Origin of the sequence: Acinetobacter sp. YH12097 (genome assembly GCF_013419225.1) — a bacterium.
GTDB lineage: Bacteria > Pseudomonadota > Gammaproteobacteria > Pseudomonadales > Moraxellaceae > Acinetobacter > Acinetobacter amyesii.
In genome coordinates, this window is record NZ_VPAN01000049.1 from 1 (window position 1) to 19062 (window position 19062).

The following is a 19062-nucleotide window of genomic DNA, read 5'->3' on the forward strand; positions in this document are numbered from 1 at the left end:
GAGTGATGGGAGAGAATGTTCAAGAGTGGATTCTAAATGTTCAGATAAAGACATAAAAAAATGAGCGTATTTACATACACTCATTTTTACTACATTTTACTAAAATTTGCTTAACTGACTGGCATTATCCTGTAAAGGGGGCTTTTTTATTTTTATCATTTGTTAAATAGCTTTATAATGGTTGAAATTTTATCTTAACCTTTTAGGTGTTCTCCCGTGGCTATCCATGAAATCCGTCATCCGCTTATTCGACATAAACTCGGCTTACTTCGTCGTGCAGATATTAGTACTAAAAACTTCCGTGAGCTTGCTCAAGAAGTGACTATGCTTCTGACTTATGAAGCAACGAAAGATTTACCAATGGTCGATCATGAAATTGATGGTTGGAATGGTAAAGTAACTGTAGATCGTATTGCCGGTAAAAAAATAACAGTCGTACCGATTTTACGTGCAGGTATTGGTATGTTGGATGGTTTCTTAAACCTGATTCCAAGTGCAAAAGTATCTGTATTGGGTTTAGAGCGTGACGAAGAAACTTTAGAAGCGCGTACTTACTACAAAAAATTAGTACCAGACGTACAAAACCGTTTAGCCATGATTATTGACCCAATGCTTGCAACAGGTTCATCGCTCGTCGCTGCTATTGACGTTCTAAAAGCCAGTGGTTGTAAAGATATTCGTGTCATGGTGCTTGTAGCAGCTCCAGAAGGCATTAAACGTGTGAATGAAGCTCACCCAGATGTGACCATTTATACAGCATCTGTAGACCAAGGTTTAAATGAAAACGGTTATATCGTTCCTGGTCTTGGCGATGCAGGCGATAAAATTTTCGGTTCAGTTCAAAAAGAATAATTTTTGCATCATGAACAGAAAAGGGGCTTTTATAGCCTCTTTTTTATATACTAAAGACATTGGCATAAATGGAATAGGGTACTTTATGAAGTCCGAACAATATAAAGGTAAAGTTAAACAGTACAATCCTGAAAAGGGCTTTGGCTTTCTTTCATGCGAAGAAGGTGATGTATTTTTCCATATCTCTGACTTTCCCGCAGATGGTGTCGAACCAAAACGTAATGATCGCGTGAAATTTAATGTGGTGGAAAATGGTGATCGTTATAAGGCCATTAACATTGAGCGTGAAGAAGACAAATCTGCAAAAGCTAAAAAATCTAAAGTCGTGGCAAATAACCAGTCGATTACTTCAGCATTGCTTTCAAATTTGCGTAAATAATGTAATTTTAAGATTTCTTTGAAATCGAAAGAGGTCTATAGGGCCTCTTTTTTTATTATCATAAGAGCATTAAAAGAAAAGATGATAGACAATTTTTATGTTTAAAGAGGGGAAAATCAAAAGCTATAACGTTGAGCGCGGCTTTGGATTTATACAACAAGATCAAGCAAAGGATTTATTTTTTCATATTCGTGATTTTCCTAGCCGACACATCGAACCACGTGTTGGAGAAAATCTTAAATACAGGATTGAAGAAGATCAAGGTAAATTTAAAGCTGTAAATATCATCCGTTTAGATTTGAAAAAAGAGCAGTCCACTCATGAACAGATAAATCCGTCATTTGAATCAATGACAGATCGAGTGAACGATCAAGTTACTCGTCACGATATAGCCAAAGGCACAGTTTGGGGCAGTAAAATCTTCAGCATGATTGGACTCATTGTAATTGTGGTATTAGCTGTGGCTGTTTATGGGAAATATCAGCAGTACCAAGAACAGAAGCAGCTACATTTACAACAGCTCATGCAAGAAAATGAAAACATCGTAAAAGAACAACGTAAAGCTCAGGGGGATTTACCCGATCGGGTGCTGTCTGAGCAAGGTGAAAAAAATCTATACGGAACCGCTTCAACGCAAGCTCAGTCAGTTGTTCGAGACACTGTGCTAGCTCATGCTTCAAGTGATTCGCCAAGGGCAGCAGAGAAATCTCAGTTTAGTTGTGATGGGCGTACACATTGTAGTCAGATGAAATCTTATGAAGAAGCGGTCTATTTTCTTCAACATTGTCCAGGCACAAAAATGGACGGAAACAACGACGGAATACCTTGCGAACGACAATTTAATAAATAATAAAAAAGCGCCAGTAGGCGCTTTTTTATTTAGACAGATTTTTCACAAAATTGCATAAAGGCTTTGAGACCCGGTCCTTGGTATTTCTGACGATGTACCAACATGAATAATGGACGGGCAAGTTGCCAGAACGGCGTATCTAAAACCACCAATTGACCTTTTTCACGTAAAGGCTCAATTGCCAGTTTAGAAATACATGACATACCAAGACCACCTGCCACGATTTTTAGAATGGCTTCGTTATGACCCAAGGTTAAACGAATATTGGCATCTGGCAGGTCTTTTAAAATTGCGTTATCAAATACTTCACGTGTGCCTGAACCTTCTTCACGTAAGATCCATTCTACGTTATCAAAGTCAGCCGCAGTGAGTGCACGATCCAGCTTCGCTAAAGGGTGCTCAGGTGAACAGCACACAGCAAGTTCATCGTCACGCCAGTGAATACATTGCAGCTGTGGCAGATGACATGAACCTTCAATTAAGGCCAAATCCAACTGAAATTGGTTTACCGCTTCAATCATTTGGCGGGTATTGCCGACTTGAAGTTGTAAATGTGCTTGAGGCTGAATTTGTAGGAAATCTGCCATGAGGTCTGGCATCAAGTAGTCACTGATGGTTAGGGTCGCACCCAAACGCAGATCAATACTTTGTAGTTCGCCTTTCGCTGCTTGTTCAAAAGCTTCACAGCGCCCTAAAATTTCCAAAGCTTGTGGCAATAAAAAACGACCCAAGTCATTCAATTGCAAGCGTTTACCAAGTCGGTCAAACAGTGGAGCACCGAGACCATCTTCGAGGTCTGCCAATGCCATACTTGCTGCACTTTGAGTAAGTTTGACAGCATCACTGGCTTTGGTAACGGTACCTTCTTGAGCGACTGCTACAAAAACAGCCAACTGGCGTAAAGTCATGCGCATGAATCAGGCCTTAACATTTAAAAAATATTAATAAATTATGCTGTCATGCTAACATGAGCACAGTCTGTCACGCCACGTTCAAATCATGTCAATTGAAAAATTTAGCTTAGAAAAGGTTTTATCTGTACACCGTTGGACCAATACTTTGTTCAGTTTTACCATGACACGTCCTGCGCATTTTAAATTTACCGCTGGTCAGTTCGCACGAATCGGCTTGAAAGTGGGCGATGAATTGGTGGTTCGTGCCTATTCTGTGGTGTCGTCACCCTTTGATGAAACTTTAGAATTTTTCTCTATCGTCGTTCCAGATGGTGCGTTTACCTCGAATTTACAGCATCTACAAATGGGTGATGAGCTGTATTTAGAAAAAGTCCCTTATGGCTTCCTTACCTTGGCACGTTATCAGTTGCCATTGCCGAAGGACTTATGGCTGTTGGGGACAGGAACGGGTCTTGCACCATTTTTATCAATGCTACAAGACTTTGAAACGTGGTCTAAATACGAAAAAATTAATCTAGTCTACAGTGTGCGTACCGTATCAGAATTGGCTTATATCGAGCGTATTCAAGAAATCGCCGAGACCTTTGGTGAAGGGCATACGGGTTTTAAATTTATACCTATTGTGACACGTGATCCAAATGCACCGCTGCATGATCGTTTACCAGTTTTAATTGAAAATGGCGAGCTAGAACAGGCGGCGGGCTTAGCGTTTAATGTGGAAACGACGCATGTCATGTTGTGTGGTAATCCACAAATGGTTGATGACACCAAGGCAGCATTAAAGGCGCGTGGTTTGACCATGAACCGCCGTGGTGAAGGTAATATTGCTGTAGAAAACTATTGGTAAGGTGCCATGAAAAAAGCTCATCGATGGATGAGCTTTTTTTATTTTTGAAAACTAAATACGTTTTGATGTTAATGCAGAATTTTATTTAAGAACTGCTGCGCTCGTTCACCACGAGGGGCATTAAAGAAATCATCTTTGCTGCAGTCTTCCACAATTTTTCCTTGATCCATAAAGATCACACGGTCCGCAACCTGACGCGCAAAGCCCATCTCATGGGTTACACACATCATGGTCATACCTTCTTTGGCAAGACCCACCATTACATCAAGCACTTCGTTAATCATCTCTGGATCAAGTGCCGAAGTTGGTTCATCAAACAGCATGGCAATCGGGTCCATACTGAGCGCACGTGCAATGGCAACACGTTGTTGCTGTCCACCTGATAACTGTGCAGGAAATTTAGCGGCATGCGCACTCAAACCCACACGATCTAAATAAGCCAAGCCTTTTTTCTTGGCTTCGGCTTCTGATCGACCCAAGACTTTAACCTGCGCAATGGTCAGGTTTTCGGTAATGGATAAATGTGGAAACAATTCAAAGTGCTGGAACACCATACCGACACGACTACGCAATTTATTTAAATCGGTTTTTGGGTCATTAATGGAAATACCGTCGACTAAAATCGTACCGGCTTGAAAAGGCTCAAGTCCATTGACGGTTTTAATGAGCGTTGATTTGCCTGAACCTGAAGGTCCACACACGACAACCACTTCACCTTGTTTAATTTGAGTCGTGCAATCGGTAAGCACTTGAAAATCTTTATACCATTTACTGACATTTTGGAGGTCAATCATCGTTTTTTGATCGGTCATACACTTAACCTCCGTTGTAATTTTTTAACTGCATAGGTAGCGATCATACTAATAGTGAAATACACCAAACCAGCAAACAGAATGTATTGAGTTAACAATGACATAAGGTCGCCTCGAACATAGTTGGTGCGGAAAAAGTCTAACAGTCCGATGGCATAAACCATGGTTGAATCTTGGAACAGAATGATGGTTTGTTGTAAGAGAAGTGGCGTCATTTTGCGAAAAGATTGCGGCAAAATAATTAAGCGCATTGCTTGGCTATAACTCATACCGAGAGCATAAGCTGCAGAAGTTTGACCTTTAGGAATTGATTGAATCCCGGCACGGACAATCTCTGAAAAGTAAGCCGCTTCAAATAGCATGAAGGCCACGATACTCGAAACGAGGGCAGTATCAATCGTCAGATAGTTACCGGTGATCCCTGTGTAGATAAAGGGTACGGCAAAGTAGAACCACATCAGCACCAAGAGCAAAGGAATAGAACGAAAAAGGTTCACATAGCCTTTAGCAAAAATATTAAATACTTTAATCGAGGACAGGCGCATCAACGCCAATAAAGTCCCAATAAAGACACCACCAATGGTTGCCGTGATCACCACTTTTAGCGTGATGCTGAAACCATGCCATAGTGCAGGGCCAGACGCTTGGAGGTCTTGAATAAAAGAACTGAGCCATTCCATTATTTATCTCCTGCAATTAAGCCAGGAACGCGTAGGCGTTTTTCCAGAAAATTCATGAAACCAATTAAACAGATGTTGATCACGATGAAAATAATGGTGACGTAGGTATAAATTTCGATGGTGTTTTGCGTGTATTCACTGATGGTTTTCATCTGTGAAATGATTTCTGCAACACCGACCAAAGACGCAACTGAGGTGTTTTTGACACAGTTGGTCAACTCAGAGCTGAGGGGTGGCAAAATCGTGCGGAATGACTGCGGTAAGATCACATAGCGGTAAAGTTGAGCCGTGCTAAATCCCATGGCATAACCTGCATTGGTTTGCCCCAAAGGAAGCGCTTCAATACCTGTCCTGACTTGCTCACAGACCCGTGCAGCTGTAAATAGACCCAAGCCGACACTTGCAGAAATTAGGGCGGTCGTATTTGCCCCAAGGTCATTCATCCACCAGCTTTTAATCGCAGCAGGGAGGAAGTTAGGTACAACATAGAACCAAATAAACAGTTGAATCAATAAGGGTACATTTCGGAAAATAGTCACGTAGGCAGTACCAATACCTCGTGCTACAGGACTCGGTAGGGTACGCATAATACCCAAGATGCTGCCGAGCACCATCGCAATGCTCCATGCCACCAAAGCGATGACAAACAGCCAGCCGATTCCAATTAAAATCCAATTCAGGTAGGTCGAATCACCTACACCAGTAGATTGGAACAGCACACCCCAATTCCAGCTATAATTCATAGGAACTCCCTATAATGAGCTTAAGCCAAAATCCGTTTGGCTTAAGCATCTTTAGAATGTTTAGGGAAAGTTATTCGTCACGGTCATGTGGATTGCTAATCAATGCTTTTAATTGATCAGACATCGGGAAATTCAAATTGATATTTTTTGGTGGAATTGGCGTTTGGAACCATTTTTTATACATGTCATTGATTTCACCAGAGCTATAGGTCGCTTTGATTGCATCATCAACCACTTGTTTAAAGCCAATATCGCCTTTACGTAGCATACAACCATAAATTTCTTGAATCGGTGCTGTACCCACGATTTCCCATTTATTTGGATCTTTGGCTTTCGATTTTTCACCCGCCAGCAAAATATCATCCATCATAAATGCCGCTGCACGACCATTTTGTAGCATGAGGAAAGACTCAGCGTGGTCTTTGGCAGAAATGACTTCACCAATACCTAACTCTTTTTCATGTTGACGAATATAACGCTCAGATGTAGTTCCTGCCGTGGTGACTAATTTTTTACCTTTAAGGTCAGCGAAGTCTTTAATCCCAGAGTTTTTTGCAGTAAGTAAGCGTGAACCCACTTCAAAGAAACCTGTTGAGAAATCAACTTGTTGTTGGCGTTCTTTATTGTTGGTGGTTGAACCACACTCTAAGTCGACGGTGCCATTAGAAACTAATGGAATTCGGTTTTGGCTGGTCACTAAGTTATAACGGATTTTTAAATCGGGAAGATTTAATTGTTTTTTTACTGCTTCAACTACTTTTAATTGAAGATCATGCGCATAACCCACAGGTTGGTTTGGATTATCTGCGATATATGAAAATGGAATCGATGAATCGCGATAGCCTAAAACAATCGTGCCCGATTTTTTGATCTTATCTAAAGTCCCTGAGTCAGAAACAGCAGCTTCACTTCCTGCAGCTTTATCCGTTGTAGGTGCTTTATTGTCACTACATGCGCTAAGCCCTAAAGTGAGCGCACTTGCACAGAACAAAGTTGCTAAATGTTTTTTTGACGTCATCGTTAAAACTCCTTTTACCCTGATTTAATATCCACTTTTTATGATCTTGTTACGTATTTAGTTTTATTGCTCTGTTTTTAAGAATGTTTCAACAATAAAAAAGAGATCATTTTCTACATCTTAGGTGATAAATCGAACAAGGCTCAAGCAAAATTTATTGCCGAATTGTTACTAAGAAATGGGATAAGTTATGAAGATTTTTTATAAGTAAATTTGTTATAAGCTATTGAATATTAAATGAATTATATTTATTGTGAAATAGATAATGAAAATAAAAGGGCATAAAAAAACCTCCAAATGGAGGTTTTCGGGATTAAACTTTAGTTTAATCTCCGTGTTAATGCACAAACATATCCATAAATTCACGAATTTCTTGAATCGCTGTGTCTACGTCGGAAGTCAACCAAGTCGGTTCAAAAAAGCCAGCATAATGCTCCAGTCGATCTTGGGGAACAACTAAGCGAATCGGGCATTCTTCTTCGAGCAAGCGCCAAGGAATAATAGGCACTTCATTATCTAAAAAAACCGCAATATTTCGAATATCAATCACCATCGCATTGATGCATTCAGGGAATGGCATCACTGAAAACTCTTCAGTACGTCGGCGGAAATATTCCAAATCACCCCATTTCAACACATAACTTGGCTTACTAAATTCAATAATGCCAATAAGATGCTGATCACGAGTGTAATGAAGGGAACATTGATGAGTGACGTCAGTGTCAAGATCAAGCGTTACACCTTGTTGATGGTACGCCATAGATTTGATAACAGGTGAAAAATAAGGTGCATGATTATAGCTCATTTCATTCATCAAAAGCAGAGAATTCCATCTAGCTCAAAAAAGCATTTATTTTTGCAACACTTGATACTCTGAAAATGAATACGATTGAAATGGTACATTCATTTCATGCTCCGATATTTTTACCTTAGCGATTGATTTTAAATCTAAAAATCAGTCATCTATTTAAACAGCAAGACGGATGTAAATTGAACTGATCTTTCAAGTTACATGTTTTCACGGATTGTAATTGTTCTTCACACAACAAAGGATATTGTATTGTTAGTATAAAAAGTGAACGACGAACAACAAAATAGCGAGGGGAATATGACACACGATTTTAATAAACCGCCCCATACCACCAGCGCAGAAGAAACAACACAAAAAAAACGTATCCCAGTGTATATGCTAATTTTAGTGGGTATCTTCTTAATCGCGTTATTGTTTTATATGTTTGCAGATATGAAACCGTCTGCTTCGGATGCACCACCTGATCATCCTGCACCGAATGCACAAACTGCAACTGCCAATGATACGACTAGCGGTACAGCGGGGGATGAAGCTGTTGCCAATGATTCAAATACTGCAACTGCGACAGATCATTGATGATAAATACATGAGTCAGATTTACATGATTGCAAGATCTGAACCTTAAGCATCTCATCAGAATGACACAAATAAAGTCTTGGTTATGCCAAGGCTTTTTTACATTCAATTGTGAGCTTTTGTTGGAGTTATGCATACTTTGGTTGATTAAAAAATACGCAAAAACTAAGGTGGAAAAGAAAGCTCAAGTTTAAAGCACCAATGCTGTGTGATATCGCGGCATACGTAAAAATGCACATAACAACAGATCATGTATAACAATGAGGGCGAACGTATGAATGATTATCTGGGTGGTCCGCGTGGCCGTTTTGATGCCATGTATTATTGGGAACAGTTTCACCCCATTTTAAGTGCAGTAGCAATTCTCCTGATTGGTTGGGTCATTGCTTTATTGATTGCTGCTGGCGTCAAAAAAGTTCTGCAACAATTAGGTACAAATCAAAAACTTTCAAATGCAACTGGGCATCGTTCCAATGTTGAAAATATAGTCTCCAGAGTAGTGTTCTGGATTATTTTGATCATTGCCGTCATTGGTGCGCTCAATGTGCTGAATTTGACCAGTGTCAGTGGCCCATTCAGTAATATGATTCAGCAGTTCTTGTTATTTATTCCACAGCTCTTGGCTGCGGTAGCTGTAGGTTTTATTGGTTGGATCGTGGCGAGTTTGGTCAAAGTCGGTTCAAAGAAACTGCTTGATAAAACCCAACTCGATGAAAAACTTAGTTCTGAGGTTGGCGTCAGCCCAATCAGTCAAAATATCAGTGAAATAGTTTATTGGCTAATCTTGTTACTTTTCCTACCGATTGTTTTATCGATCTTGGGTTTGAATGGTCTCTTGTTCCCAATCCAAAATATGGTCACTGAAGTTGTTTCTTATCTTCCCAATATCTTTATTGCAGGTGTTATCGTCTTTGTGGGTTATATTTTGGCGAAGATTGTGCGAGGCATCGTGGAAGGCTTGGTGAACAGTTTAAGCCTGCAGCAGCAAGTCGAAAAAGTGGGCATGTTTAAAAACGCAAAACTTGCTCAAGTTTTGGGTAATTTCGTCTTTGCTATAGTCATCATCACGGCATTAATTGTGGCTTTCGAAGCACTTGGCATCGAGGCGATTTCTCAGCCTGCAACAGCCATGTTACATGAGATCATGTATGCGATACCGAACATCATTGCCGCAGGTTTAATCTTAATCTTGGCCTATGTGGTGTCACGCTTTGTAGCGCGTCTAGTTGTGGATGTGATCTCGAGTACTGGTGTCGATGCTGTACCAGAAAAATTAGACATTCAACGCTTTTTGGGCAAAACCAAAGTGTCGGATGTTGTCGGTTGCCTCATTGTATTTTTCACAATGTTGTTTGCGGTATCTGAAGCTGCTAACCGTTTAGGCTTTGAGCAAATCAGTGCCCTTATTGCTATGTTTATCCAGTTCGGTGCAAGTATTTTACTTGGTGCTGTAATCTTGGTGGTGGGTTTCTGGCTTGCCAATATTGTGGCAAATGTGGTGCAACGAGGGGAATATAACAGTTCACGTTGGTTAGGTAATTTGGTCCGTGTGCTGATTATGGGCTTGGTTGTAGCCATGGGCTTGCGTGCCATGGGTATTGCCGACTCGATCGTGAATTTGGCCTTTGGTTTAACTCTCGGTGCGGTTGCAGTTGCTTTCGCTTTGGCCTTTGGTTTAGGTGGTCGCAATCCGGCGGAACGATTGTTATCAGATCTTATTGATAAAGCAAAACGTGAAGCCAACGAACCGAATCCAGTACAGGAACAGGCGAAGGCAAAAACCACCTTTAATACGCCTACATCGTCTACAGCGAGTCCAACGCCATCAACATCTGTGATGACTTCTGAAGTGAAAACCGATGATGGCTATCCAAACATTCAACAGGCTGCTCCCGGTGTCAGTGAAAAAGAAACCGCGACGCCAGATCAGTTGGATGTAAAACCAAGTGATCAACCACAAAATAATCCATTTGGATCGACAGGCGAGGCTGAAAATTCGGCACCTTTAACCCCGCCAAAACCAGATGATCCAAATTAAACTATTCTGTCTTTAAAAAAATCGGCCACGCTTAAGTGGTCGATTTTAATGCTTTATAAGGAATATTGTATGGCAAAAGTACCGAATAAATTTTTAGCCCCAGTGATTATTGCAGGGATCACGGTGGGTTTTTTGGCAAGCGCACGACGCTTTATTTTTGCAAAACCAAAACGCACTAATTTGGAGCAGGCAGAACAATCACCGCCAAAAAGTGAAAAAAATTATACCAATCAGTCCAAAAATAATGATTGAAATTTACTCGAAAATTGGTATTTTAAGTAATAGTGATATATAGAATATTACTTAAAATATAAAAACTTAGGATTCATATTGCTGTCATGAATGACACTTATGATCCGTGCAAAGGAATGGCAAAATGGGGGTAATTTCAATGCTCAATACTTTAGTATCGACACTCAAACAAACCGCAAGCGTGCAACCACAACATATTTCAGTTGCCGTTGAAAAAATGGATCTGACAATTCAACGAACTTCGTCGTCGTCAGTATCATTATTTAAAACCGACTATCTTGAATAAGTCAGATCGGGCAAGAAAAAGGGCTGAATGAATCAGCCCTTTTTTTATGCAGAGATCTTCTGCAGGTTATATTTAATTAATTCTATGTCGAGATCAGACGTATTCAGAAGCTGCATGCGCAGAAGCCCATGCCCATTGGAAGTTGTATCCACCTAAATGACCTGTTACATCAAGTACTTCGCCAATAAAGTACAAACCTTTCTGTTTTTTACTTTCCATGGTTTTTGATGAGACTTCAGTGGTATCCACACCACCGAGTGTAACTTCAGCAGTACGGTAACCTTCAGTGCCTGATGGCTTCACTTCAAAGCTTTCTAAACGGCTTGCAATGAGTTCCAGTTTTTCATCACTGATATTGCCAATGGCTAATTCAGCTTGTTCAGGCCAAATCAGATTTTGTAATTCCACAACCACACTTTTCGGTAAGTGTTCATTGAACAGTGTACGCAGTAACACTTTGGGTTGACTGGATTTTTTAGATTTGAGGAAATCTAAAACATCTAAAGTTGGAAGGAAATTGATATTAAAGCGTTGGCCGACATCCCAGTAGTTTGAAAGCTGCAATGAGCTTGGGCCACTTAAACCACGGTGAGTAAAGAGTAGAGCCTCAGTAAAACTGTTTAACTCATTCGATAACGTGGCTTCAACAGCATTGCCGCTCAAGCGTGTGGTGACTTCTTTAAAACTATCGGAGAAAGTGAAGGGTACTAAGCCAGCGCGAGTGGGGTAGACAGAATGACCAAATTGTTTGGCAATCTCATAGCCAATTCCTGAACCACCTAAAGTAGGAATAGAAAGACCGCCACTGGCAATAACCACCGATTCTGCTTCAAAATAGCCTAGATTGGTTGCCACTTGAAAGCCTTGTTCTGGCAAGGCATTGACTGCTTTTACTTCACAGTTGGTTTTAATATCCACCAAGCCTGTTTTGTCACATTCTGCCAATAGCATGGCGAGAATTTCTTTTGCACCATTTTGGGTAAATAACTGCCCATGTTTGCGCTCTTCGTACTCAATGCCATATTCGCAGACCATACCAATAAAGTCCCAGTTGGTATAGCGAGTTAATGCTGAAATAACAAAGTGCGGATTATGTGAAATATAATTTTCTGGTTCGACATACAAATTGGTGAAATTGCATTTACCACCGCCAGACATTAGGATTTTTTTGCCAACTTTATTGGCTTTTTCAACCACCAAAACTTTGCGTCCACGCTGCGCCGCTTTATATGCCGTCATTAAGCCTGATGCACCAGCACCTAAAACAAGGACATCATATTGATTTTGCGACATGGTAGGTTTCCGCGTGGAAGAAAGGACGCAGGATTATACGCTTTTTAGCGCTTCGGTTGAACCTTTCAAGCGACCTTGTAGGCCACCAGTATGGATCACTAAAACACGTTGATGGTTTGTAATCTGACCCCGCTCAATCATGCAGAAAATACCTCGCAGCATTTTAGCCGTATAAACCTGTTCTAATGGAATCGCATAGCGTTGTTCAAAGTCATGCATAAACTGTAAAAGTTCCGGCGTTGTTTTGGCATAGCCGCCACAGCAAAATTCATCACTGATGCTCCAATTGGTTTTCTGCGTCAACTGAGCAACATCATCGCAAAGAAAATTTCCTTTGAGCGCAGAAAAACCAAGGACATGTTGATGTTCCGCACTGGCTTCGATCAAGCCCGTTATGGTTCCACCTGTACCGACGGCACAGCAGATGAGATCAAAATTTTGTTGATTTTCATGACTTAATATTTCCGTACAGCCACGGATAGCCAATGCATTGGTTCCACCTTCAGGAATGACATAATGTTCGGGATATTCCTGTCGTAATTGCGCTAAAGCGTCTACTTGTTTCATTTCCCGATACTGTTGGCGTGTGACAAAATTGAGCTGCATACCAAACTGTTCGGCGGTAGCTAAAGTAGGATTTCGGGCTTGATGTTGTAATTCCTCCCCACGGATGATGCCTAAACTGCCGAATCCAAATAAATGTGCAGCATATGCAGTGGCTGCAATGTGATTTGAATAAGCACCGCCAAAGCTAAGCACCTGTTTAAACCCTAATTTCTGCGCCTCAATAAAATTATATTTGAGTTTATAAAATTTATTGCCTGATATTTGTGGGTGTACCAAGTCCAAACGCTTAATACACAAATCAACCCCTTGATATTGAATAGTCTGCTCAGGAATGGCGTGGGCGATAGATTCAAACATGTTGGTAATCGTTATCTTGGTGGTTGGAGGTCAAATAGGTAGGCATTGTAAAACGGGAGGTGCAGAAGATGAAATCCTTTACATCTTGTATTGTTCAACTTTGCTTATAGTACTTCACTGCCAGCGTCCGCTAACTATCAACATCAACTAACTAGCAACATCTACGGAGGTGACGACAGACATACCGGGTCTTAAGTTTTCCAAACCTTGTTGATTGGGATCAATCGCAATTTTCACGGCAATGCGTTGCACGACTTTGGTGAAATTTCCTGTGGCATTGTCAGGTTTCAATACACTAAATTCAGAACCAGCCGCAGGGGAGATTTGCTCAACTTTGCCGTAAAATTTTTGATGTTTCATGCCATCGACGCTGAACCACGCTTTTTGACCAATATGCATATCTGCAATTTGCGTTTCTTTAAAGTTAGCAGTCACCCAGCGCTGCTGTGGAATTAAATACATCAGTTGAGAGCCTGCCGCAACATATTGACCAATACGCGGGCTGACTTCGCCAAGCTGACCATCCATAGGTGCCACAATCGTGCTGTAGTCTTTAGTGGTCACTGCCTGATCAAATTGTGCTTTGGCACTATTCACTTGCGCTTTAAGCCCTGTCGCTGCAACTTGTGCAGTTTTGAATGATTCTTTGGCAACCAGCAAATTGGCTTCTGCTTGATGAAGTTGGGCCAAACTATTTTTAGCGTCTGCAGTGGCTTTATCTTGTTCTGATTTCGATGCAGCGCCAGTATTGCCGAGTTGTTGGTAGCGCGTCATTTGTGCAAGAGCTAATTCATAAGCCGCACGTGATTGGTCCACTTTCGCTTCGGCTGCCGTAATATCTGCTCTGCGTTGTTCAATGGCCTGGCTTTGATTGGCAAGTGAGTTCTGTGCTTGTTCCACCCCAGATTCAGCCTGTGTGACTTTTTGATCATAGGTCGTTGCATCGATATGCATAAGCACTTGACCTTTTTTCACATGATCAAAATCCGTCACCAAAACATCTTTCACATAACCATTAATTTGTGATGAAAGCACCGTGGTTTTGCCTTTGACATAGCTATTTTCAGTCGACTCGATACTGTTATGAAATGGACCAATCCGCCACGCCCATAAGATCAGTGCAATTCCCAACAAGAGGATGATCAACATGAAAACCAGGGTACGCTGCGGCGTAGAAATAAGCTTGCTCGATGGCGCAGGCATAGCGGTTGCTGTTTGTGGTTGCTGTGGTGCTGCTTGCTCAGTGGGTTTATGGTCTTCGGTCATGTTGTTCTCAATATCAATTAGGTCATTTGGCGGTTGCTTATGTTGTTTAAGTCGGGAAAATTTTAACTACTATCCGTGCGTTGCTGTTGGCGTAATTGATATTTATTTTTGCCCATCAGCAATAAACCCCAAAGCAACAATAAAACGGCGAATATGCCATTTAAAAAAATCACATCGTTATAGGCTCGAACTTGGGCTTCTCGAGTGATGGTTTGATTAAGGCTACGTATGGCTTGTTGTTGATCTAAATTAGGGTCTAAAGAATATTGATGCGCACTTTGCGCCAATTGTTGTAGGCGCTGTTCGACTATAGGGGAGGTTTGCGATAAATCATTATAAATCTGTGCCTGATAGGTTTGGGTACGCATTTGCTGATAGGTCGAAAAGAATGATGAACCGACGAGTCCCCCAAAGGTTTGCGTTGCAGAAAATAGCACGATAAACGTCACCATGTGAGATGGGCCTTTTTGTAAAGCACTGACAATGCCTGTAAGCAAAAGTGGGCCAATAAACATGCCACTAGCAAAGCCCACCAAAAACTGACTCCAATAAAAATCATGCGGTCGTACATCACTGGTCAGGTGGTAATCCAGTGCACAGGCAAAGAGCACGAGACCTGCTGCACCGAGCAGATGAAGCACAATTTTTTCTTTGGAAAAGGTCAGGGCACTAAACACTGTGCCTAAGACAATCCCAATCAGCACGACGGTATAAAAAGAAACGAATTGGTCGGGTCCCATGCCCATGGTTTTCAAAAAATTCACTGCCGCATAGCTTTGTTCAGACATGAGAAAGCGAATGGCAAAGGCACCAATAATAAAACTCACGGTAGACGATGTTCCGAGCCAGCGTGTGACAATAAGGGGGTTGACCCGAAAATGTTCATAGGTCAGACCAACAACTAAAAGAATCAAAGCGGCGATGAGTAAATAGGCCAACCATTCAGCTTCAAACCACCAAAGAATCGGGCCTTGAGTCAACACGATACATAGCAACGCAAAGCCGGGTGCCAATAATGCAAAGGTGAATAAATCTTGCTTTTCAAACACTTCGATACGTAGACTGCGTGGCAGTTTTAGAGAGACCACCATCGCCAAACAACATAAGGCTAGACCTAATTCAAAGGTGTAAAAAATAGACCAATCATTTACATCGACCAGATAGGGCGACATGATCCATGCCAGCGGTATCCCCAACTGCTGAAAGCCTAAAGCTAGATAAAGCCCACGACCAAAATGAGCACGTTTAAAGGCTTGCATGATGTAATACATCCCAAGCGAACTGAGTGGAGCTGCAAGTAAGCCACTGATCACCCGTGCAAAAATTGCCATTTCATAGGTATGGACAAATAAATGCAGCACCATCACCGCGATAAATAATACCAAGCCAATTTCTGAAAATAGCCTAAGTCCATATTGTTGGCGGGCTTTAAATAAGATCAGGTTAGAGCTGACATTGGCCATAACAAATGCCGCAGGGATCCATGCCGCTTCTGAAGGCGTTAATCCATATTCACCTTGTAGAAGGGGTAAATTTGCCGTGATAAATCCATTACTTAAACTCCCCGAGATCGCAACAAATAAACCGATAAAGAAGTATAAAAAACGCTTATAGGTGGGATGTGCAATGGCAGCCGGAGAGCCGGGCAAAGTCGGTTTTTCTTCGGGTGTCCAATCCGGAGCAGGTTCCAATAAACGCGGTGATTTGGACATGACGTGTTACCCGCAAATACCATGTAGTAAAAATTCCACGGCACGTTTGGCGAGTTTTTCCTGATCTGCCTCGGTATGGCCTTGCAAAGCTGCACGTAAAATGGAGGTGACCATGGCATAGTCTGCCGGTTTAAAGTCTGCTCGGCAGCGACCATTTTGAATGGCCTGATCAATCATCGGTTGCAAAATGGCATCACGTCGTTGGTATATTTCAACCATGGCAGGATCATCCCGATCGATCACACGCCAATATTCCATTAAAGCCGTGAGATAGGGAATATTATAAATATGGTCTTGAATGAGGCGAATAAATCCATCATCGAACTGTGCATAATTAAGCGCACGCTGTTCAAGTCGGTTCAAGGCAGCTTGCATTAAGGCGAGTACCAACTCACGACGGTCATTAAAATTACGATAAAACGTCGCACGTCCAACTTGAGCCTGATTGATGATGAGTTGTAAAGGCGCATTGATCCCGTGAATACGGAATACCTCAATCGCAGCTTCTAAAAGCACTTCTCGGTTTTGCGCAGCGAGTTGTTGACGTGTGGACATTATTCTTTGACATCATCATTCTAAATTTATCTAGCTATTAAACGGACAAAAGTGTCCGAAGTAAAATCGTATTCGATAGCAGTTTTGTAACTTGTCTTCTATGTGGTTATAAGAAAATGAATAAATTATTTATTTTAAAAAGAAAATATTTTTCTATCGGCATCAATCTGCATCCGCATTGGAAAGACCGCCGAGACATAATTCCTGACAATTGACCCTAAATCGGCAGATAAATAAGGTGAATATCTGCACAAAAATGCTATGCTGAATTTATAAGCAAGATAATTATAAAAATGGAGGGCATCCAATGAGCAAATTAAGTCGGGCTGTGCTGCCTATGCTGTGCCTGTGCAGTTTTTGGATGGTGGGTTGTGATACGACTGACGAATTGCATCGTCCTCAAAACGAACATCGCACCATGATCATTGGTGGTGTCCCTGTAAATGACCATGACTATAAATTACCCCGTGAGGATGTTGCACTCAATGAAGCCGCTGCGGATGACGACTAGCAGATAGATCCGTCAAAAATAGGGTGGACATACTGTCAGTACACGGTAGTGAGACGTGACATGTAAAGAGTCACAGATGCAGTGTGCTACGTCACATGTGTGAACATTTTGAAGTAGACGTCTTACTTCTGCAGTTTAGTTTGTTGGATTAAAGCCTTACAAACATTTAAAAAGGCTCTGTACTCGCCCAGTATGCCCGAACTGGAATGAACCGCGGTTCAATTGATTAAATCAGGTCAATCTATTAGGTCTATTTGCCAATTGGATGCCTGAATTTCTAAGTTATTTTGTCTAAGTTGCTGACTAATGCTATCGGCTTGTTTCTGTAAATCTGCCACTGCAATGGTTTTAATCCAACGGATTTCACTTGAGCTATAACGACCATTTTCACGGCGTGAGCTGTCAATCGCTTGTTGCAAGATACGATGCTGTTGGGTCAATAAATCACGTTCATTGAGGACCGAAAGCATGCAGCGTCCTGAACTGGTTTTAGCCTGTGCGTTGGTGGCGTGAATCTTTTCAATTAAGCCATAAAGTTCTGTATTTACAGCAAATGCTTCTTGAATTAAAGCATTTGGTTCTTCGCTGGGTGCATCACCTTCTTGAATGAGCACGTTGTTATTGATTCGTTGTTGCAGCGAGGCCAATTTAGTTTGTAAGTCACTGCGTAAAAGTAGGGCTTCGGCTAATTTCATTGTCTTGATATTAATTTGTACTTTTAGCGATCATGCGATGGATTAATGCGGTATTCAAGTTATTTATAGTGAAAAATTTGGTCAATTAAAATAAACACTGCAAATTATAGGGAGAAATTCAGAGATTCTATCTGTAAAATTGCCACGAATTTAAGTGAAAACGGTGTGACAGTGGAATCATTTTGGATATTAGGCTCGATTGCGGCAGCACTATTACTTGGTGCAATGAGCCCGGGGCCAACGTCAATTTATGTGGCGAAGAATTCCATTGCGATTTCACGTAAACACGGTTTATTTACCGCGCTTGGTACAGGTTTAGGCGCTGCAATATTTGGGCTATTAGCGGTATTGGGTTTGCAGGCATTTTTATTGGCTGTACCTTCTGCTTATTTGGCTTTAAAAATTTGTGGTGGTTTATATCTGCTTTGGATGGCATTTAAAATTATAAAACATGCCAAAGAACCCATCGAAGCAGGCGATGCGAGCAGTTCGGAAATGTCACTCCGTCGTGCATTTACCACTGGTTTAATTACCCAGTTGTCGAATCCTAAAATTGCAATTGTGTTAGCCAGTATTTTTACGGCACTTTTACCGAAAGAGATTCCGACTTATTTCTACTTTGTACTGCCAGTTTTGTGTTTCTTTATCGATGCAGGGTGGTGTTCATTGGTCGCTGTGGCTTTGTCAGCAGAAAAACCACGAAAAGTGTATTTGAAGTTTAAAGCGGGTTTTGATCGGGCAGCAGGGGCAGTGATGACAGTGCTTGGGTTAAAGCTGATTTTTGGAATGAAGTGATTGAACTTAGCTCTCTAAAAAAGCCTCTTTGATAGAGGCTTTTTTATTGGGTTTATATTTAAATTTACAATGAATTCCCTCTCCTTTTAGGAGATGAGAAGCACTGCTTCGTAAGCGGAGAGGTGATTGATGTGTGCTGAAAAAACAGGAGGTTTTAACTTGGTAAACTAAACACACTCATCAGGAGTTTACCATGAGCAAGAAACACAAGACTTACACCACAGAATTTAAAGCTGAAGCCATCAAATTAATT

At 41.3% G+C, this 19062-nt stretch carries 21 protein-coding genes; 9 read left to right on the forward strand and 12 right to left on the reverse strand.

Annotated elements, in window-relative coordinates; all coding sequences use genetic code 11:
• Nucleotides 1-216: 216 nt before the first annotated feature.
• The 3 genes from upp to FTU37_RS14770 all read left to right on the forward strand — a co-directional run bounded on the left by upp (nt 217) and on the right by FTU37_RS14770 (nt 2081).
• Nucleotides 217-852 (forward strand): uracil phosphoribosyltransferase, encoded by a 636-nt coding sequence (gene upp / locus FTU37_RS14760; RefSeq protein ID WP_180009325.1) that lies wholly within the window; start codon nt 217-219, stop codon nt 850-852.
• A gap of 85 nt (nt 853-937) precedes the next feature.
• Entirely contained in the window at nt 938-1231 is a 294-nt protein-coding gene (locus tag FTU37_RS14765; RefSeq protein WP_168378567.1) for a cold shock domain-containing protein, read from the forward strand.
• 97 nt (nt 1232-1328) lie between these two features.
• Nucleotides 1329-2081 carry a cold shock domain-containing protein gene (locus tag FTU37_RS14770; RefSeq protein ID WP_180124578.1) on the forward strand — a complete coding sequence of 251 codons (753 nt, stop codon included), beginning with the start codon at nt 1329-1331 and terminating at the stop codon, nt 2079-2081.
• Nucleotides 2082-2110: 29 nt separating this feature from the next.
• On the opposite strand, the gene gigC is transcribed toward FTU37_RS14770, so the two are convergent.
• On the reverse strand, nt 2111-2995 hold the full coding sequence (gene gigC, locus FTU37_RS14775) for a LysR family transcriptional regulator GigC (RefSeq protein WP_078191091.1): 885 nt from the start codon (nt 2993-2995) through the stop codon (nt 2111-2113).
• An 85-nt stretch (nt 2996-3080) separates the two neighbouring features.
• Between gigC and FTU37_RS14780 the strand changes: the two genes are divergently transcribed.
• The gene (locus FTU37_RS14780; RefSeq protein ID WP_180009858.1) at nt 3081-3842 is read left to right on the forward strand and encodes a ferredoxin--NADP reductase; all 762 of its coding nucleotides are present in this window, start codon (nt 3081-3083) and stop codon (nt 3840-3842) included.
• A gap of 68 nt (nt 3843-3910) precedes the next feature.
• Here FTU37_RS14780 and FTU37_RS14785 read toward each other — a convergent pair whose 3' ends face one another.
• The 5 genes from FTU37_RS14785 to FTU37_RS14805 all read right to left on the reverse strand — a co-directional run bounded on the left by FTU37_RS14785 (nt 3911) and on the right by FTU37_RS14805 (nt 7855).
• On the reverse strand, nt 3911-4654 hold the full coding sequence (locus tag FTU37_RS14785) for an amino acid ABC transporter ATP-binding protein (protein ID WP_078191089.1): 744 nt from the start codon (nt 4652-4654) through the stop codon (nt 3911-3913).
• Nucleotides 4651-5334: an ABC transporter permease subunit gene (locus FTU37_RS14790; RefSeq protein WP_168378570.1), complete on the reverse strand. Its 684-nt coding sequence runs from the start codon at nt 5332-5334 to the stop codon at nt 4651-4653. Before FTU37_RS14790 ends, FTU37_RS14785 begins: the two co-directional genes overlap by 4 nt.
• Nucleotides 5334-6077 (reverse strand): amino acid ABC transporter permease, encoded by a 744-nt coding sequence (locus tag FTU37_RS14795; protein ID WP_078191087.1) that lies wholly within the window; start codon nt 6075-6077, stop codon nt 5334-5336. The genes FTU37_RS14790 and FTU37_RS14795 overlap by 1 nt, the downstream gene beginning before the upstream one ends.
• 70 nt (nt 6078-6147) lie before the next feature.
• Nucleotides 6148-7095 carry a transporter substrate-binding domain-containing protein gene (locus FTU37_RS14800; RefSeq protein ID WP_180064028.1) on the reverse strand — a complete coding sequence of 316 codons (948 nt, stop codon included), beginning with the start codon at nt 7093-7095 and terminating at the stop codon, nt 6148-6150.
• A gap of 337 nt (nt 7096-7432) precedes the next feature.
• On the reverse strand, nt 7433-7855 hold the full coding sequence (locus FTU37_RS14805) for a hypothetical protein (RefSeq protein WP_180124583.1): 423 nt from the start codon (nt 7853-7855) through the stop codon (nt 7433-7435).
• Nucleotides 7856-8203: 348 nt separating this feature from the next.
• Here FTU37_RS14805 and FTU37_RS14810 point away from each other — a divergent pair, with 348 nt between their 5' ends.
• From FTU37_RS14810 to FTU37_RS14820, 3 genes are all read left to right on the forward strand, one after another.
• Nucleotides 8204-8482: a hypothetical protein gene (locus tag FTU37_RS14810; protein ID WP_078191085.1), complete on the forward strand. Its 279-nt coding sequence runs from the start codon at nt 8204-8206 to the stop codon at nt 8480-8482.
• A gap of 274 nt (nt 8483-8756) precedes the next feature.
• Nucleotides 8757-10520: a mechanosensitive ion channel gene (locus FTU37_RS14815; RefSeq protein WP_180124579.1), complete on the forward strand. Its 1764-nt coding sequence runs from the start codon at nt 8757-8759 to the stop codon at nt 10518-10520.
• 69 nt (nt 10521-10589) lie between these two features.
• On the forward strand, nt 10590-10772 hold the full coding sequence (locus FTU37_RS14820; protein WP_180124580.1) for a hypothetical protein: 183 nt from the start codon (nt 10590-10592) through the stop codon (nt 10770-10772).
• A 379-nt stretch (nt 10773-11151) separates the two neighbouring features.
• Here the strand turns inward: FTU37_RS14820 and FTU37_RS14825 are convergent, their stop codons facing one another.
• From FTU37_RS14825 to FTU37_RS14845, 5 genes are all read right to left on the reverse strand, one after another.
• Complete coding sequence (locus FTU37_RS14825; protein WP_180064031.1) at nt 11152-12351, reverse strand: NAD(P)/FAD-dependent oxidoreductase; 1200 nt, start codon at nt 12349-12351, stop codon at nt 11152-11154.
• A 33-nt stretch (nt 12352-12384) separates the two neighbouring features.
• Nucleotides 12385-13275: a 1-aminocyclopropane-1-carboxylate deaminase/D-cysteine desulfhydrase gene (locus FTU37_RS14830; RefSeq protein WP_180124581.1), complete on the reverse strand. Its 891-nt coding sequence runs from the start codon at nt 13273-13275 to the stop codon at nt 12385-12387.
• Nucleotides 13276-13422: 147 nt separating this feature from the next.
• A complete protein-coding gene (locus tag FTU37_RS14835) occupies nt 13423-14541 on the reverse strand; it encodes an HlyD family secretion protein (RefSeq protein WP_180124582.1) in 1119 nt (372 codons plus the stop codon).
• Nucleotides 14542-14603: 62 nt separating this feature from the next.
• The gene (locus tag FTU37_RS14840; protein WP_078192276.1) at nt 14604-16253 is read right to left on the reverse strand and encodes an MFS transporter; all 1650 of its coding nucleotides are present in this window, start codon (nt 16251-16253) and stop codon (nt 14604-14606) included.
• A 6-nt stretch (nt 16254-16259) separates the two neighbouring features.
• Complete coding sequence (locus tag FTU37_RS14845; RefSeq protein ID WP_180007512.1) at nt 16260-16808, reverse strand: TetR/AcrR family transcriptional regulator; 549 nt, start codon at nt 16806-16808, stop codon at nt 16260-16262.
• A 307-nt stretch (nt 16809-17115) separates the two neighbouring features.
• Here FTU37_RS14845 and FTU37_RS14850 point away from each other — a divergent pair, with 307 nt between their 5' ends.
• The gene (locus tag FTU37_RS14850) at nt 17116-17319 is read left to right on the forward strand and encodes an NF038215 family lipoprotein (protein ID WP_078191077.1); all 204 of its coding nucleotides are present in this window, start codon (nt 17116-17118) and stop codon (nt 17317-17319) included.
• A gap of 236 nt (nt 17320-17555) precedes the next feature.
• Here the strand turns inward: FTU37_RS14850 and FTU37_RS14855 are convergent, their stop codons facing one another.
• Nucleotides 17556-18014, reverse strand: a complete 459-nt coding sequence (locus tag FTU37_RS14855; RefSeq protein ID WP_168378581.1) for a DIP1984 family protein — start codon at nt 18012-18014, stop codon at nt 17556-17558.
• Nucleotides 18015-18185: 171 nt separating this feature from the next.
• On the opposite strand from FTU37_RS14855, the gene FTU37_RS14860 reads away from it, so the two are divergent.
• Nucleotides 18186-18809, forward strand: a complete 624-nt coding sequence (locus tag FTU37_RS14860) for a LysE family translocator (RefSeq protein WP_180007513.1) — start codon at nt 18186-18188, stop codon at nt 18807-18809.
• Nucleotides 18810-19062: the final 253 nt, after the last annotated feature.